Source organism: Photobacterium profundum, from assembly GCF_003026285.1.
Taxonomy (GTDB): domain Bacteria; phylum Pseudomonadota; class Gammaproteobacteria; order Enterobacterales; family Vibrionaceae; genus Photobacterium; species Photobacterium profundum.
The window spans coordinates 244,918-262,312 of record NZ_PYOD01000003.1 but is presented as its reverse complement, the minus strand read 5'-3'; the positions used below and the strand labels follow the sequence as shown (position 1 = coordinate 262,312).

General features: G+C 40.1%; 18 protein-coding genes. 7 read left to right on the top strand and 11 right to left on the bottom strand.

Translation table 11 applies throughout. From position 1 onward, the window contains the following. Nucleotides 1-86: 86 nt before the first annotated feature. Nucleotides 87-707, bottom strand: a complete 621-nt coding sequence (locus C9J48_RS10690) for a histidine phosphatase family protein (RefSeq protein ID WP_006229815.1) — start codon at nt 705-707, stop codon at nt 87-89. A gap of 58 nt (nt 708-765) precedes the next feature. Continuing rightward, nucleotides 766-1,344 (bottom strand): bifunctional adenosylcobinamide kinase/adenosylcobinamide-phosphate guanylyltransferase, encoded by a 579-nt coding sequence (gene cobU, locus C9J48_RS10685; protein WP_006229814.1) that lies wholly within the window; start codon nt 1,342-1,344, stop codon nt 766-768. A 215-nt stretch (nt 1,345-1,559) separates the two neighbouring features. Here cobU and C9J48_RS10680 point away from each other — a divergent pair, with 215 nt between their 5' ends. Beyond that, nucleotides 1,560-2,402 (top strand): CPBP family intramembrane glutamic endopeptidase, encoded by an 843-nt coding sequence (locus C9J48_RS10680; protein ID WP_006229813.1) that lies wholly within the window; start codon nt 1,560-1,562, stop codon nt 2,400-2,402. Nucleotides 2,403-2,497: 95 nt separating this feature from the next. Beyond that, nucleotides 2,498-2,890, top strand: coding sequence for a YgiW/YdeI family stress tolerance OB fold protein (locus tag C9J48_RS10675; RefSeq protein ID WP_006229812.1), 393 nt, complete (start codon nt 2,498-2,500; stop codon nt 2,888-2,890). Between the two features lie 139 nt (nt 2,891-3,029). Here C9J48_RS10675 and C9J48_RS10670 read toward each other — a convergent pair whose 3' ends face one another. Continuing rightward, on the bottom strand, nt 3,030-3,530 hold the full coding sequence (locus tag C9J48_RS10670) for a ComEA family DNA-binding protein (protein WP_006229811.1): 501 nt from the start codon (nt 3,528-3,530) through the stop codon (nt 3,030-3,032). Between the two features lie 120 nt (nt 3,531-3,650). Between C9J48_RS10670 and C9J48_RS10665 the strand changes: the two genes are divergently transcribed. Next, nucleotides 3,651-4,106 (top strand): Mpo1 family 2-hydroxy fatty acid dioxygenase, encoded by a 456-nt coding sequence (locus C9J48_RS10665; protein WP_006229810.1) that lies wholly within the window; start codon nt 3,651-3,653, stop codon nt 4,104-4,106. Nucleotides 4,107-4,208: 102 nt separating this feature from the next. On the opposite strand, the gene C9J48_RS10660 is transcribed toward C9J48_RS10665, so the two are convergent. The 7 genes from C9J48_RS10660 to C9J48_RS10630 form a co-directional block, all read right to left on the bottom strand. Then, complete coding sequence (locus tag C9J48_RS10660; protein ID WP_006229809.1) at nt 4,209-5,024, bottom strand: alpha/beta fold hydrolase; 816 nt, start codon at nt 5,022-5,024, stop codon at nt 4,209-4,211. A 102-nt stretch (nt 5,025-5,126) separates the two neighbouring features. After that, nucleotides 5,127-6,476: an MATE family efflux transporter gene (locus tag C9J48_RS10655; RefSeq protein ID WP_006229808.1), complete on the bottom strand. Its 1,350-nt coding sequence runs from the start codon at nt 6,474-6,476 to the stop codon at nt 5,127-5,129. Between the two features lie 142 nt (nt 6,477-6,618). Continuing rightward, nucleotides 6,619-7,197, bottom strand: coding sequence for a nucleoside triphosphate pyrophosphohydrolase family protein (locus C9J48_RS10650; RefSeq protein ID WP_006229807.1), 579 nt, complete (start codon nt 7,195-7,197; stop codon nt 6,619-6,621). 251 nt (nt 7,198-7,448) lie between these two features. Then, a complete protein-coding gene (locus tag C9J48_RS10645; RefSeq protein WP_006229806.1) occupies nt 7,449-8,240 on the bottom strand; it encodes an HAD-IIB family hydrolase in 792 nt (263 codons plus the stop codon). 18 nt (nt 8,241-8,258) lie between these two features. Continuing rightward, nucleotides 8,259-9,542 (bottom strand): TRAP transporter large permease, encoded by a 1,284-nt coding sequence (locus tag C9J48_RS10640; protein ID WP_036802687.1) that lies wholly within the window; start codon nt 9,540-9,542, stop codon nt 8,259-8,261. Nucleotides 9,543-9,551: 9 nt separating this feature from the next. Further along, a complete protein-coding gene (locus C9J48_RS10635) occupies nt 9,552-10,031 on the bottom strand; it encodes a TRAP transporter small permease (protein ID WP_006229803.1) in 480 nt (159 codons plus the stop codon). A 119-nt stretch (nt 10,032-10,150) separates the two neighbouring features. Continuing rightward, the gene (locus tag C9J48_RS10630) at nt 10,151-11,167 is read right to left on the bottom strand and encodes a C4-dicarboxylate TRAP transporter substrate-binding protein (protein WP_006229802.1); all 1,017 of its coding nucleotides are present in this window, start codon (nt 11,165-11,167) and stop codon (nt 10,151-10,153) included. A gap of 292 nt (nt 11,168-11,459) precedes the next feature. Here C9J48_RS10630 and C9J48_RS10625 point away from each other — a divergent pair, with 292 nt between their 5' ends. The 4 genes from C9J48_RS10625 (at nt 11,460) to C9J48_RS10610 (ending at nt 16,394) form a co-directional block, all read left to right on the top strand. Next, nucleotides 11,460-12,164: a glycerophosphoryl diester phosphodiesterase gene (locus C9J48_RS10625; protein ID WP_006229801.1), complete on the top strand. Its 705-nt coding sequence runs from the start codon at nt 11,460-11,462 to the stop codon at nt 12,162-12,164. An 11-nt stretch (nt 12,165-12,175) separates the two neighbouring features. Next, a complete protein-coding gene (locus tag C9J48_RS10620) occupies nt 12,176-12,916 on the top strand; it encodes a DeoR/GlpR family DNA-binding transcription regulator (RefSeq protein ID WP_006229800.1) in 741 nt (246 codons plus the stop codon). 331 nt (nt 12,917-13,247) lie between these two features. Continuing rightward, nucleotides 13,248-14,531, top strand: a complete 1,284-nt coding sequence (locus tag C9J48_RS10615; RefSeq protein WP_006229799.1) for a cation:proton antiporter — start codon at nt 13,248-13,250, stop codon at nt 14,529-14,531. Between the two features lie 567 nt (nt 14,532-15,098). Next, a complete protein-coding gene (locus tag C9J48_RS10610) occupies nt 15,099-16,394 on the top strand; it encodes a DEAD/DEAH box helicase (protein ID WP_006229797.1) in 1,296 nt (431 codons plus the stop codon). Between the two features lie 89 nt (nt 16,395-16,483). Here C9J48_RS10610 and C9J48_RS10605 read toward each other — a convergent pair whose 3' ends face one another. Beyond that, nucleotides 16,484-17,320: a carbohydrate kinase family protein gene (locus C9J48_RS10605; RefSeq protein WP_006229796.1), complete on the bottom strand. Its 837-nt coding sequence runs from the start codon at nt 17,318-17,320 to the stop codon at nt 16,484-16,486. Between the last annotated feature and the right edge of the window lie 75 nt (nt 17,321-17,395).

Genomic DNA, 17,395 nt, shown 5'->3' with positions numbered 1-17,395 from the left:
TCGTTTAGTATTTGAGTTTTATTTCAGCATATATAATGAAAGCGCTCGTTAATACGAGTAGTAAGTTGGTCTGTAATGCTGAAAATCTAAAATTGTTGCTGAGTCGGCCATTGGATCTGAGGCCAATCTTTTCCTTGTTCATCATGAAAAACAGTGACACGGTAACGTGCAGCATAAGGCAGTTGAATACGGTGTAGATAACTCGCATTCTCTGGCATTTCTAATAGAATACGCATCAGTTGTCGCATTACGCCTGAATGCGATACCAATAGTATTTTCTTACCTTTGTGCTGTTCAACTAAATCTAACCAAGCTTGATGAATCCGTTTGTCAAAATCCACTAATGCTTCGCCACCGTGTGGGGTTTCTAACCAAGGGTTTTGCCAATAGCGAGTTAAGACTTCCTTATGTTCTTGCCATAACGTTTTCTGTAATTGTCCGTCCCAGTCACCAAAATCCATTTCTTTCCAGCAATCGAGCTGATGAAGAGGAACAGAGTGCTGATTGGCCGTTAATTGAGCAAAATTACTACACCGTTGCAACGAAGAAGTAACGACCACATCTACACTATCAAGATCAGCGATTGCCGTCGCCATTTGACTTAAACCTGTCGAGGTAATTGGAAAATCTGTATGCCCTCTTAGGCAGCCATCTCCTTCTGGCAACCCATGACGTAATATATCAATCCGTGTCTGTTGTGTTGTCATGTTCTACATCTCCTTGACGGCTATAATTACTGGCACAAACTCAGTAAATACAAGAAAGCTAATTTAACGCAGGACCTTTCAACACTTGAGGTAAACCAGCAGTCACGAATACAACACGTCCAGCTTGTTTTGCGATGGCTTGATGTAACCAGCCACTCTCATCGACAAAGCGCCTTGATACTTCACCAAGTGGCACTATACCTTGTCCTACTTCATTACTAACCAGAATAACACGCCCTTCAGCTTCAATCAGTGCCTTTAAAAAATCTGCCTTTCGATCAGACCAGCTGGCGATCTTATGCTGATCGTTATGTTCAGATTGTTCAACAACGCCAAATAGGCAATTCGTTAACCAGAGTGTTAAACAATCGATTAATAAACATGTGCCCTTTTTACTGTGGGTACGAATAACCTCAGCCAAATATAATGGCTCTTCTATTACTGGCCATTGATGGGGGCGCTGCTCTTTATGCTGTTCAATTCGAGCCGTCATTTCATCATCACCCGCAGTTGCTGTCGCAACATAAGTAACAGTGAGGCCTGATGATTCCGCAAGAGCCTCAGCAAGGCTACTTTTGCCCGACCTAGCACCGCCTAATATAAGTTCTATTCCTTGAAAATTATCTTGAATACTCACTGGTATATTGTCTCATTGCTAAACGCATCAATATATTATCTGTTTAGCTCAAAAATGTATGCTCTGTTAGCTGCGAACCTCGTTATTAAATGACCCTATTTTTCTAAAGCGGAGATTTTGATTCAAACAATTCAACGGTTTATCGGCACTAAACGCTTCACATCAGACATAAAATTGTTATCATTTGTATTCTTACACTAACACATTGATTAACTATGACTTTTCCCAACAACTTATTACCAGAAGCTATAACTTGGTTGCTGCTTGGAGCAACGGTTATTACTGCATTTATTCAACCTCGATACTGGCTACATCTTCTTGTTATCACTTTTGCCAGTGCCTTATATTTCAATAACGTAAATTTCGTGGGTGTATTAGCCATTAGCGCTGGTTTAATAGTTTCTGCACTAGCAAAAGAAGCTAAGGGAAAATGGAAAGTAGCATGCCACTGCTTGGTTGTTATGTGGTGTCTAACCTTGGTATTACACCTAATACCTGGCTTCAACAATCTATTAGTACTTGATAAAGTGATTACTGGCCCCAAAAGTATTCCCTTCACGCTTTATTTAAACTTAGATAAACCAATCATCTTCTTTGGTTTATTACTGTTAGTACCAACTATGTTGGGAAAACGAAACATACTTTCTTCAAAACAAATATCGATATTAGCTATTAGCTTCATTTTGTTGCCAGTGGTTCCACTCGTATTAAGTTTAGTAAAACCTGAATTATCAGTGCCTAGTTGGTGGTGGGTATTTGCATTAAACAACCTGCTATTCACTTGTGTTGCAGAAGAAGCACTCTTTCGTGGCTACATTCAGCGATTACTGACTCAACGTTTCAATCCTCTTGTTGGTATTGGCATCGCAAGCCTCTTATTTGGTGCTGCACATTTCGCAGGTGGCCCACTATTCATTGTTGTCGCGAGTTTAGCAGGTCTTCTTTATGGTTTGACCTATTACTGGTCAGGAAAGTTAAGTTACGCGATTGCTATTCACTTTGGTTTTAACATGGTTCATTTATTATTTTTCACCTACCCATTAGCAAATAATATCTAAATAATGAGTATATGAACGAAATCTGAATAACCGCCTCACGAATGGTTCAGTTGAAGTGTTGTTTAATAGCAACATCAAAACAAGGAGACGAACTCATGACTAAATTAATTTCTGTAAAAAATACTGTTATCGCAATCGCATCTGCAATGATCTTAGTTCCAACACTCGCTTTTGCAGGCGATCATAATGAACAGAAAGGCGCTGTTATTTCTTACTCAGGCCCGATTGATACGGTAACAGTTGCCGAACTACTCGACAGCACAAGCATGTTTACAGAGCGAAATGCAGTTGTTGAAGGTAAGTTGATTAAGCAAATCAATGCCGATACATTCATTTTCAGTGATGGCACGAAAGAAATTCAAGTTGAACTAGATGATGATATTCATTTACCACAAGCAATTGATGCAACGACAAAAGTACGATTGTTTGGTGAATACGAAGGTGGAAATACCCCTGAAATCGAAGTAGACCGTGTGCAAGTATTATAAAGACACGTATACAAGAAAATTAAAGGTAGCCACGTAATATCGTATGCACCCAATACGGCTCCGCTTAGCTAATTGAATGAAACGCATTAGGTTACTTATAATCTGATGCGTTTTTCATTCTAAACTACTATACCCAGTATTAGTACTTCAGATATTTCTTCATATTACCCACGCTTTTATCACCTAACCCTGGTACTTTGGCTAAATCACTTGCTGATTTAAACTTCCCATTCTTTTTACGATAATCAACAATTGCTTTCGCTTTCGCATCTCCAATGCCGGGTAGTGAAGCCGCCAGATCTTCCGCAGATGCCGAATTAACATTAACGGCTTTTAAGTTTTTGGTTACTGCACTTTTTTTCTGTGCATCTTCTAATTGGCGGCTTTCAGTATTACCGTGCATCTTGGTACTGGTGTTTTGCCTTGAATCATTATTAGCCGTTTTGTGTTTGGTTACATCGTCTTTTTTTGCGGTCTCTTTCGCTTTTTTCTTTACGCTATTAATACAATCAGTTTTCTTTTTTGTATCTGATTTGTATTTCGTTTCACATTTTTCAATTTGAGCCTTAGTACTGCTTGTTGTCGCTTGCGTTGTAAAAGGTAGTAAAAACAGTAAGGTGATAAATAATGCCCGTATCATTGTCGCTCTCCCAGAAAAAGCCTTCCTCTAATTAAAGACCACTAACCAGAAACATCCACCTTTCGATAACTTGGGTATATAATCTCGTTATATGCGAATAGCTTGCTAAATAGGGAATGAATGAAAACACTTGAACAATGGTTCACTGAATATGGCGCAAGTCATCAGAACAAAACGAACCAACGCATTCATAAAGTTGCGGTACCGGGCATTTATTTTTCAATTGTAGGGTTAATCTGGTGCTTACCGTCATTCCGGTTTTCTGGCGTAGACATTGAGTGGCTATGGTTAATACTGATGCCTGTTCTTTTCTTCTACTACGGATTATCACGGAAAGTATTTACCATTATGTCTTTGTTTACTCTTGCTTGCGTGATCGGTATAGAGATACTTTTCCAACTGAACATCAATATATTAAGCCTTAGCTTAGGCCTATTTATTGCCTTGTGGGTTTTACAGTTTATTGGGCACAAAATTGAAGGGAAAAAGCCGTCGTTTTTCGAAGATTTACAATTTCTATTAATTGGTCCAGCGTGGGTCTTTGCCTTCTTTATCCCGCTTTCTGATTCGAAATAAACCTAATTACACCCAATCAGCATAACCAGAATGAAAAACGCAGCGATAACTAGTCGCTGCGCTTGCTTATCTCTTATATGTGCTTTAGACGTTTATAGAAAACTAGGCGTGCACATCATTCATAAAGCTTAATAGCTTCTCAGTAACAACAGCTGGCTGTTCTAAGTTACAAATATGCCCCGCATCTTGTACAACAAAGAACTGGCTGCCATCAATCGCATCATGCATAAGCTGAGCTTCTAGTGGAGGACGTGGCATATCTTGTACACCAACCACAACAAGCGTTGGTAAGGTTAATTGCTCAACATCATCAAACGTATCACGACGGCCAAACACCATACGACCAATATTGGTTACATCAACAGCCTGTTGACCTTTGATTGATGATAAGTGCTCTCGGAATTTTGCCACCAGCGCTGGATTTGCTTGTTCAGCATTACGTGCAAAAAACATTGGCGTAATTACATCGATCATTGGTTCTGGAACATGTTGAACCTGAGCAATAGTATCTAACATAGCGAAATATTTCGCGTGCATCACTTCTGGCTCAAAACCAATAAAAGTATCCATTAATACTAATGACTTGGTACGCTCTGGTGCAATAAGCGCTAATTCTGCCCCCCACATACCGCCAACAGACAAGCCTATAATTGAAAATGAATCAATCTGAAGGTGATCAAGTAAACTTAATACATCACGGGCATAATCTTGTAAGTTTTGTGTTTTTTGTGGTGCTGCATCTGAGCGACCATGGCTCCATAGATCTGGAACAATGCAACGATAATGCAGGCTCAATACCTCTAACTGAGGTGCCCACATTTCGTTATCCCACAAATAACTATGACCTAAAACCAGAACAGGACCTTCACCTATATCCACATAATGCATGGTTTGGGTGTCAATAGTGAACGTATTCATTAGCTAATCCTTTTTCTTGTCATTTTGTTATTTATTTTAAGCACATACTAGCAGCTCAACAGTAAAAAACTCATCGGCTCTCTAATAAATAATCTTCAAACATTATTCTGTACAGTACTTACGTATAGCGACATTAATACCTTGTTGGTAAAGAACCCATGCCATAATGCCAGCAGCAAAGTTGCCCACCATAGCACCGATGAATAAGCCATTAAGCCCCAACAATTGCGTTCCAAGCCACAGTAAGGGTAAGAAACAAACAAATAGGCGTAAACCAGATATCAATAAAGCACGCATTGGCAATGCAAGTGCATTACAAATCGATACCATCAACATACAAATACCCAATGAGCCTAAACTGATAGGCACCCAAGTCAGATGTATGAGCAACACACTTCTCACTGATTCCTCACTTGTAAGCAGTTCAGCTAAATAAGGTGAAGCAATAAACAATACCGCTGCAACGGCCAACTGCCAGCCCAATAGAAACTTAATACTAATGTTAACCAACGCTTTTATACGGTGTATGTCTTTTTCGCCGAGCATTCGACCGACCATTGGGGGCATCGACATAGTGAGAGCTAACACTACAACAATGGAAAAGAATTCTAACCGCGAGCCTAGTGCCCATGCAGCAACCGTTGCCGCGCCAAAGCTGGCGACTAATTTCGTTGCAAACATCGAAGACAGTGGTGGTAATAGCTGACTTAACATTGCAGGTGCCATTATATTACCCAGCTCTTTTATTGATGCGGGAATATCGAGCCCTTCAAATTGAAAGCTCATCCAATGCCGTTTAATGACTAAGGGGAAAACGGCCAGCATTCCGATACCAAATGCGACAATCGTAGCCCATGCAGCCCCCACTAAACCCATATCAAAGGTGAATATAAACAGAGGATCCAGCAGCATATTCAAAATACTGGTTACCACCATCATTATGCCAGGTAGCATGGTATTGCCATTAGCACGGCACAGACTGTAAGCAAAATAAAGCATCGCCCCAGTCCAAGAGCTGCCTAGCCATACTGGCCAATAAGCATCAATAACAGGGTAAACATTCAAAGGAGCATCAAGCAGGTTTAGTACTGGACCACGAAGTAACCAAATAAGCCAGCAGATGGCAAATACACCAATACCACCCGTTATCACAACTAACCCACCAAGTTGTTTGGCTCGTTCTGGTTCATTGGCTCCTAACACCCGAGAAATCAGTGAAGTTGTTGCAATACCTAAACCGACTTGAAGACCAATAATCACCATTTGCATCGGTAAGGTAAACCCTTGAGCTGCAAGAGGTAGTACACCGAGCTGACCGATAAACGCACTATCAACAAGCTGAAAACTCAACAACGAAAGTACGCCAAATAGCATTGGCCATGTCATTTTAAATAGCTGACGAGCAAGTTCAGACTGAGAGATTGGCGCTGATGATACCGTTTGTGAATACATGGTTTTATTACTGGGGAAGAATTAGCTGGATAGTTTACGGGGTTTGAAGAAATACCTAAAGAAGAAATAAAAGAGAAACGCCTTCTACTTATCATCAAAATGAGTAAGTAGAAGGAAATAGCAGCGTTATTTAATTGTTGAATTAACGAACAACTAACTTAACGAGATCCGCTGGGCGATAGTAAACAGATTTTAATACTTTACCCTGACGAATGATTTTACCATTTAAATCAATATCTTTTGCACATTTAGCTATGATGTAAGCGCCTTTCTGGCTACCCGTAATCTCTACACCTTGCGTCGCGTAATGTTTTTGGGTATCTGTAAATTCAGATTCATTCCGGCACACTTTGCTCATGTTGCTTGAATGCACTTCATCCCAACATGCGACAAAATCGATCTCTAAACGTTCTGCAACTTGAAGAAGTAAATCAATAAGGTAGCTAATACCAATATTGTCTTCTACTTTCTTTTCGCCAAGATGAACTAAACGCCCCATTAATACATAGATTGAATCAACAATCGCATCTGCTTGCTCAACCAATGAATCAGCTTCTGCTAATTCAGTTAGCTCTTCAACGGCCAATGATGTGTGCAAGGTATCGCTTTTGTCGTTCATTGTTTCTGGCGATTCAATATCTAAATCGAAAGTACTGCGAAACTCATGAATGTCACGGTAAAGGTGGTCATAAAGGGGTTGTTCAAGCACAGAGAGTTTCATTCAAGGTTCCTTGTTTCAAAGATAAGCGTAGCTGCCATTGAAATGAGCTCAATAGACAATAAAAGCTAGACTGACAATTCAACATCTAACTCGCTAACAAGAAGGGAATACTAATGGAATCTGCCTTCATATACAAAGCCTATTGGCATAGAAATACAGCGCTAGCGGTCACTTAAATAACAAAGAGCAATAAAAACGGATAGCGTATTTTGCTATCCGTTTATAGTTCGTACAATTTGCGCAATTGTCGGTTAACGACGTTTCATATCAAGTAACTGCTTGGCAAACTCGGCAAAACCAAAACCACCAGGTTGGTTCATGACTATAGAAGGGTGATGACTCAGCTTATCCCAATAATGTTGTATATTGGCAACCCCTACTGTTTTAGGCAATGCCTCAAACATAAGTTGATCATTCATTGAATCACCCACATAACAAGACAGGTTTAGTATCTCGTATTTTGATAATCCCTTCTCTGCTAGATATTGTAACGAAGTCGCTTTTTTCGAATGCTCGCCATACCACGCATTAATATGAATCGAGCTGGCTGTTGCATGTGCGCCTAACGCATGAATTTTAGCAACCACTTCTTCAATAATCGTATCATCAACACGCGGGCGATTCTGCCCTATATCAATTGCGACTTCGCATAAACGGTATGACTGATCGAGTGTTAAATTAAGATCTGGATAGTCAGCTAAAATCGCAAGCACTTGTTGCTTCAGTTTCGCTTGCTGTTGCTCTATTTCATTCATTGTACGGTCGGCACGGAGGGTTAAATAGCCATCCTGCTTTTCCATAATGAAAGCGCCATTTTCGCCCAAAACTGCATCAACAGGCCATAGCTGAGCAATATGATCACACCACCCAGCACAAGCCCCCGTAACAGCTACCACTTTTATACCGGCTTGCTGTAATTCAGCCAACGCAATCAAGGTTTCTGGCGGTAATTTACCTTGCCACGTTAGCGTGTCATCCACATCGGTTAATACCCATTCCACATTACTCCAGTCAGGAGTTAATTCGTTTTGTACCGAATTCATATCATACACCTCTAATACTTAAAGCAAATTCGGCAAAAACATCACCAAGCTTTCTGAGTAAGTTAAAATCATTAACACCGTTAATAGCGCAAATAGTAATGGTAAAACTTCACGAACAAAGTCGACCATTTTCACTTTTAGAATAGAGCAAACTGTAAACATCATCGAACCGAATGGCGGGGTTACACCACCTATCATGATATTCACAATTACAATTATGCCGAAATGAACCGGGTTCACACCAAGGTTAAGAACTGCAGGCAATAACAATGGCGTCAGAATGATCATCGCTGCCCCACCTTCAATAAACATACCCACCACTAATAGCAATACGTTTATTAATAACAATAAAACTAACTTATTATCGGTGAGTTCTATCAAAGCAGATGCCACGCTTTGTGGTATCTGCTCTAACGTCATGTAGTAGCCAAAGACCATCGCACCAATAATGATGAACATTACACTACCAGTGCCCTGCACCGTTTCTTTCAAAATATACTTAAAGTGATAAGGCTTTAATTCTCGATAAATAAAGAAACCGATAATTGAACATAGTAGTACCGCTATAGCCCCTGCTTCTGTGGGAGTAAACAAGCCAAATCGCATTCCCAAAATAATGCCAAAGGGAATAAATAGCGCAGGAATGGCTTGAGCAAAATAACGAAAGCGCTCTTTGCCAGAAGCCGGTTCAGATCGTGACGGCTTGTAGTTACGACGTTTAGCAATAAAAGCAATGGTTACCATTAGTGATAACGCCATCATGAATGCTGGCACATAACCTGCGATAAACATCTGGTGAACAGAAACATTGGCTAATAGAGCGTATATGATCAAGTTAATGCCTGGTGGGATCACAGGACTAATACTGGATGATGCCGCTGTTACTGCCGCAGTAAACGGTAAATCATAACCGCGCTTGGTCATTTCTGGGGCTAATATTTTAGACTGCATGGCAGCATCTGCATTCGCAGAACCAGAAATACCCCCCATTAATGTACTTAAAGCGACGTTAACATGGGCTAAACCACCGGTTTTATGCCCAATCAGTGAATCGGCAAACGCCAATAAACTTCGGCTAATTCCCGCGTAATTCATGACGGAGCCAACCATTATAAAAAATGGGATCGCCAATAACGGAAAAGATTCAGCCGACGAAATAAAACGTTGCATCACCAAGCTGACAGGTATGGAATCATTTATGAATAAGAAATACACCATTGCTGATGATATTAGTGAGAAGGCAATGGGTACATTCAATAAGAATAATACAAACAAAATAATAATAGGAATATAGCTTTCCACAATTGTCACCTATTTATGCGTATCTAACCGCTTCTCTCGAAGCTGTACAACATCATCTTTAATAAAGTTCACGGTGTGAATTGCCATTAAAGAAAAACAAAGAAATAGCACACCATTTATCGTGAAATAAGACATTCCCATCACCGGTGTTACCTTGTTAGATAGCATCATGTAGTCATAGCTTAGATAAGCCATTAGCACGTTGACCATCAGCAAAAAGCTAGATACAACAAGCCTAAATGGACGCTTTGCAGCTTGTGGCAATAATGAAACCACCACATCAACGCCCATGTGTAATTTGTGCTTATAACATGAGCTAATGCCAAAATAGACAGCCCAAATAAAGCAAATAACGGAGAGCTCTTCGCTCCACGGAACAACGAAACCAAAGCCATATCGTAAGATCACATTGATAATCACGACCAATACCGTGATAGAAATAGCAATTGAGGCCAATATTTCTTCAATATTTTTTAATATAAAACGCATTACTTCTCCTGCGACTTACTCAAACGACGAGTAAACCAACAATAAACGAGGCTTCTCAACAATCAACTGAGAAGCCACGTGATAACTCTTTCTAATTTTTACACTTACATTTTTCGCAATTATTGTGCTGCGCGAATTGCCTCTAGCTCTTTCATTATCGTGCTGTGAATATCGCTGCTCCACGTTGGGAACTGGTTATAAACATCAGCCGTTAACTTGCTAAATTCAGCCGTATCAACTTCATTAAAGGTTACCCCTAATTCTTCAAGTTTCTTTGTATATTCAGCATCTAACTTTATTAGCTCTGCGGTATTCGACACTGCACCAGCATCAAGCTCTTCTGTTACGATTTGCTGTTGTTCAGGGGTAAACTTATCCCACAATGTAGGTGAAATATAGATACCTACTGTACCCAAGAAGTGCTTAGTCAGTGACATATTCTTCGCAACTTCATAAATTTTAGTTGAATACATTGTTAGGATTGAGCCTTCTAGCCCATCGACAACACCTTGCTGAACCCCCGCATAGGTTTCAGGGAAAGGTAATGAAGCTGGCGATGCTCCCATAGAAGACAATGTGCTAATGAATAGCTGACTACCAGGAACGCGAATACGCATGCCTTTCATGTCTGCTGATTTTTTAATTTCTTTGTTTGTGATCATGTGGCGGAAACCAAACATATAATCAGCGTTAAGTACTTTAATGCCTTTTTGTTCAACTTGATCTTTTAAACCCGCAACAAATTCGGTATCCATCATTGCAAGGTATTCATCGTATGAGTTGTAAAGCATTGGACCCGCTAGTGCTGCAAAGTCAGGTACATAGTCGCCAAGATAGCTAAGGTCTTCAACTGCAATCCAATTGGCACCATTAACAACTTGCTCAAGGTTATCTTTGTAAACGGGAAGCTGGCCGCCAGGGAACACTTTAATATTTATCGAACCATCAGTACGTTCTCGAATTTTATCGCTAACTTTAATCAATTCTTGTGTGAGAAGTTCGTTTTGAGTGAAAACGAGGCTCATATTGATATCAATTGGCTTAATTGTTTCAGCCGTTACCGTTTCATCACCTTTTTCACCACAACCGACAAGAAGTGCAGCCGCTGTTAGAACTGTTCCTATTAGCTTTTTCATTCATTAAACCCTTAATAGTACGATTAGACTTTATTGTTAAAGACCGTACATTCATGATGGAAAGTAGACGTTCTTCTATACTAGCCTTTAATTGTTGTAGGAGTATGAGCGTAAAATATTACACTCATATGAACATTGAAATTCACCATGTGAAAATTGTGATACTACGACCTCTAAATAAGATAAACACTGATATTTATTGCATAAGTTCACAAAATCAGCTTTCATATTTCTGTAACCTTCAACTTCTAGAGTTGTTAAATATTCAAATGAACATTTACTGGATAACATTATGATTACTGGTCACCGTGGCGCGGCAGCACTCGCGCCAGAAAATACGCTTGCAGGCATTCAAAAGGCAGTCGAATCAGGTATTCAATGGATCGAAATAGATACGCAGCTTAGTGCCGATAACATTCCTGTTATCATTCACGACAAAACAGTGAAACGTTGCACCAATGGCAAAGGTCGCGTAGGTGAATTGACACTTGCTGAACTAAAGGTATTAGATGCAGGCAGCTGGTTTTCAAATGAATTCAAGGGCGAAACTATACCAACACTGGAAGAAGCCCTTCTCGCATGCCAAGAAAATGATTTAAATATGAATCTTGAAATAAAAATTCATAACGAACATGAAGTAAAGCCTTTGGTTGAAAAGGTAGTCGAAACAATTAAACATCTGAACTTCCCGATCGAAAAGCTATTATTTTCAAGTTTTTCGCAAACGGCATTAGCACACTGTCAAGCTTTATACCCTGAAGTACGTCGAGGCTTTATTACAGAGCACAAACCATCAAATATGCTAGATACGATTAAGCCGCTCGATCTTTATAGCCTTCATATTGATCACCGTATACTCAATGCAAAACTGGCTAAATCGATCAAAGAAATAGGGTTAACATTAATGATTTGGACGTTAAACGACCCAAAGAAAGTCGATAAATTCACAGCATGGGGCGTTGATAACATCATTACAGATAAACCCAACGTATTTTAATAGGCTGCCTCATGGAACTAAATCAACGTCAGCAACAAATATTATTGCGTTTAAAGCAAGCTGAAGGCATTCAAATTGATGAACTAGCGGCTTATTTTGATGTAACCACGCAAACTATACGCCGTGACGTAAATCAATTATGCGAACAAGGATTAGCGCGACGAATACACGGTGGTGTAAGCCTACCAGCCTTACTTACCAATACGACATATCAATTTCGTGCAGACGTTGAATCAAGCATCAAAGATAAACTCGCTAAAGACATCGCCCACTCTATTCCTGATGGCTCAACCGTCATGATGGGAATTGGAACAACAGTTACACATATTGCGCATTATCTTCTTCACAAAAAACCATTGCGTATTATTACCAATAACCTACAAGTGGCAAGAATTTTAGAAGCCAATCAATATGCTGAAGTCTATATGACGGGGGGGTTATTTAGGCGTAAACATCAAGATATTGTAGGCAATAGCGTTTTAACATTCTTCAGTAGCTTTGAGGCCGATATTGGTATTGTAGGCTGTGGCTCTATCACTCAAAGCCATTCAGCCATGGAGCATGAAACACAAGAAGCTGAAATTTCACGTTGTATTCTTGATAATTCTCGCCAAAATTGGTTGGTTGTCGATGCAAGTAAATGGTCTCGCTTTGCCTCAGTCAAAGTCAGAAAACTCAAAGAATTTGACCGAATATACACCAATAAAACAGGGCTACCCGCCGAGTTACCCGCTCATGTTATACAAGACTAATCATCTTATATCTAACCTAGATTGCACCATATAAAATAAAAAAGAGGTTAGCCATCTAATCTCTTTTGATCAGCCCCTTTTATCTTTCTATAACGGATTTTACATTACACATGAAGCACCTACCACTTTAGGGTAAAAGATGTGCTTCTACATCACATCTAGCACGTCATCAACACTCATTTATGCATCATTACTTTACAAAATCATGATGATGGTAATTATTCAGAATTGCCTATTATATGCACCCACACCTCAATGCTCATATGTTTCACCACTATTGAGGTAAATAATAATTCACGAAAAGCCTAAGAGTATTAGGAGCACATAATACATGTCAGTTTACGACACCATCTGCATTATCGCTGCAGTTGCCGTCTTCATCTCGATGTTCAACCACCGTGTGGGGAAGTTTCAAACTACCATCGCTATTACAGGCTGGTCTGTCATCATCTCACTTGCGTTACTGTTTTTAAGTAATATGAATTACATTCCGCTCAATGAAGAACACGAGCTGATTAACATAATTCAAAACATTCAATTTGATGACTTCTTGTTAAAAGGTGTTCTTGGATTTCTACTTTTTGGCGGTGCATTAAATATAAAGTTATCACACCTTAAAGATCAAAAATTCGAAATTACTATTCTTGCACTTGCCAGTACCCTTTTTTCAACATTTTTCATTGGTACGGTGTTATGGCTGATCTTCTCGTTAGTCGGCATCAACATGGCCTTTATTCATTGTTGTTTATTTGGTGCACTTATTTCACCTACCGACCCAATCGCTGTATTAGCCATTGTCAAAAAGATGAATGCACCACAACGCATTTCAACTCAAATCGAAGGCGAATCATTATTTAATGATGGTATTGGCTTAGTCATTTTTGTGACCTTGTTTGAAGTCGCTTTTGGGGAAAGTGCCCCCACGGTATCTAGCACAATTGCACTTTTCACTCATGAAGCATTAGGCGGTATCGCTTTCGGCTTAGTACTGGGTTTAGTTTTTCATTACTTAATCAAGCATTCACACGACGGAATGATGCGCTTGATCCTCACCATGCTAATTCCAACAAGTGGTTATGTTGTAGGTCAACACTTAGGGGTGTCTGCACCGCTTGCTATGGTTGTTTCTGGCATCATGATTGGAAACTGGACACGTAACAGTATTGCTGAAGATGAATCACACCAACTCAATCACCTATGGGAACTGGCAGACGAAACTCTAAACGCCATTCTGTTCCTGTTAATCGGTTTAATTATGCTGACATTCAGTTTTCATTATATCGATATTGTTGCAGTCGCTATCGCGATTCCACTAGTGCTGTGCAGTCGCTACCTCAGTGTAAAAATAGCTTATCTAGGCTTTAATCGATACCGCACGTATAACCCAGAATCTGTCAAAATTCTTACTTGGGGTGGCTTACGTGGTGGTTTAGCACTAGCGATGGCGATGGCAATTCCATCAGGCATTGCAACAGGGTACAGCCCAGAAATAGATGTTAAAGAAATAATAGTATTAATGACTTATGCCGTGGTTGTATTCTCGATTATTGTTCAAGGCTCAACCATTACCCCTATGATCCACAAAGCGAAAGAACTTGAAAAAACAGGTTACTAAGGAGCAAATATGTACTGGATTCACCATCACCATATGATCATCGCCTTTATTGGCCTGTTAGCCGCTTTCGGCGTTGGCTTACTAGGAATATCCAAACAAGGTAAAAGCACGAAATAAAACAAAAAACCGATGCCCACCAAATTTACCTATTTGGCGGGTATCGGCTTTATTATTTAGATTGAGAGTTAAACCACATCAACAAATCCTATCAAACCCAAATTCCAAGATTCAGTCCCTTCTTAATACAATCTGATACTCAATTGAATTATCAACGAGAGTAATTCTTAATCGCACAATACAGGCTTTCATTACCGGTCACAGGGCAAGAAGTAAACAAAACTGTTTTTATCTTTGAAAAACAATAATATTTGGCAAGAATTTTACACTTTAAATACTTTAAAGACGCCATTTAGGTTAAATAATCAACGATGATAGAAAATTAGTCCCCACAGGCTACAATTAATAATCTATAATATGCGACCAATTTTTTTTGGCTAATGGGTTACATTCATAAGCGTTGAGGCTTATGAATGTAATCGGCATCAGCCGACTGTTTAGGAACAAAGAATGTCATTTGCATCACAAAATTTTTCTCCAGAAATTGTACGCGCACTTACTGAGTGTGGTTACGAGAAATTAACACCGATTCAACAACAAGCAATCCCTCACGCACGTCGTGGGTCGGATATTCTTGCCAATGCGCAAACAGGCACGGGTAAAACGGCAGCATTCTCTTTGCCGATTATTCAACAAATTCTTGATAAGCCAAAATCACGTGGTCGCTTTAATGTTCGCGCACTGATTCTTGCACCAACACGTGAATTAGCCGCTCAAATTGCTCAGAACATTGCAGAATACACGAAATACACCGATCTTAAGACTGCTGCAATTTACGGTGGCACTAAAATGTCATCTCAAGAAAGAACGCTAGAAAAAGGCGTTGATATTCTTGTTGCCACACCCGGACGTCTCATTGAACACGTTGATCTAAAAAATGTATCACTGACTAACATTGAATTCCTTGTTTTCGATGAAGCTGACCGCATGCTAGATATGGGCTTTATTACTGACATGCGTAAAGTGATGGGTGAAGTGAATAGCAACCCTCAAATCATGATGTTCTCTGCAACGTCTTCAAAACAAATGAATGCGCTGGCAAGCGATATTCTTCGTAAACCTAAGCGCATCATGGTCGATCGCGAGAATACAACGGCAGATACTGTTGCTCACGTTGTTTACCCAGTAGATCAAGAACGTAAGCGTGAGCTACTGTCTGAACTTATTGGTAAGAAAAACTGGAAGCAAGTACTTGTCTTCGTTAACTACAAAGAAACGGCTAACGAACTTGTAAAAGAACTTAAAAAAGACGGTATCAAAGCTGTTCTTTGCCATGGTGATAAAGCACAAAGTGCTCGTCGTCGTGCACTTGATGAATTCAAAGAAGGTAAAGCACGTGTAATGGTTGCAACTGAAGTTGCGGCTCGTGGTCTTGATATTCAAGCCCTGCCACACGTTGTCAATTTCGACATGCCATTCCTAGCTGAAGATTATGTTCACCGTATTGGTCGTACTGGTCGTGCAGGTCTGAAAGGTCATGCCATCTCTTTCGTTAGTAAAGAAGAAGAATTGACACTGGTTCAAGTTGAACAACTTATTGGCCAACGTATTCACCGTGTGCAGCTTCTTGGCTATGAACCAACAAATCGTGATGCTTTCGTTCAGAAAATGAACACCAAGGCTGCATTTAAGGATCGTAAAAGTCGTACAAACAACCCTAGTGAGCAGCAAAGTTCATCAGAGCGTCGTGTACGTCTTCGCCAAGCAATCAAAAGCAAAGCAAAAATCACGACACTTAAAAAGTAATTCGTCATTCAACCAATGACAAAAGGCGCTGTTGTAACTTTCTCATCATCGAAAAGTTATCAGCGCCTTTTTTATGTTTTATTAAGAGTCTATTCCAAATAATCTTTTAACGCTTTCCCCGGTATCGAACTCTGCGTCGACACAGCAAAAGATGCCCACTGCGCGCCCTGCTTCATGGCCTCAGTGATAAAAGCATTATGCAATAACCCGTTAATTAGACCCGAGGCGAATGCATCTCCCGCCCCCGTTGTATCAACGACGTCTGCTTTCAGCGCTGGAATATAAAATTGCTCGTGTGCGGTATAAGCCGTTGCACCGTTATCACCATCGGTAATAATGAAGTAGCGCAATTGGTTTCCTGCGATCTTTTGTCCGTATTCCCACGCAGATAATAATGTTCTGCCAGCCATATCAGACTTAGATGAAATCAAAATATGACACGGCCTAACGCGTTCATCTTTCGCTAATTGTGCTATAACCAATGTTTCGTTTAATGCAACCTCAGCCCAACGTTCTGCGCCGACGGCTGATGAGTTAATGTATAATGCATCCCATTTTGCAAAAGCTGGTGGCACTCCTAACTCAAAAATAGGCCTCTGAGGTCGAATAATGGTTCTTTCACCGTCAGGGGTCATAATCAATAATAATTCAGGAGTTGCGACATCGTTACGCTGTAACAGGTGGCAATCTAAACCTTGTAAACTCGCTTCAGCCAATAACCAATCAGCTGTTTCATCTCGACCTACTTGACTTACCAGCGCAACATGGTGCCCAGCCCACACTAAACCTAGTCCGGTGTTTGCTCCACCGCCGCCAAGACGTCTTCCACTGTCTTGATAATGGTGCCTCCCACCCATCACTAATGGTTTATCAAGCTGCAAAACACGATCACAATTTAAGTTTGCAAGCAGTAAAATATTCGACATAAATTTTCGATTATCCAAAGTCAGTTAGGTACTCACAAGTATCACGGTACTCATAAACAAAACACATAAAAATAA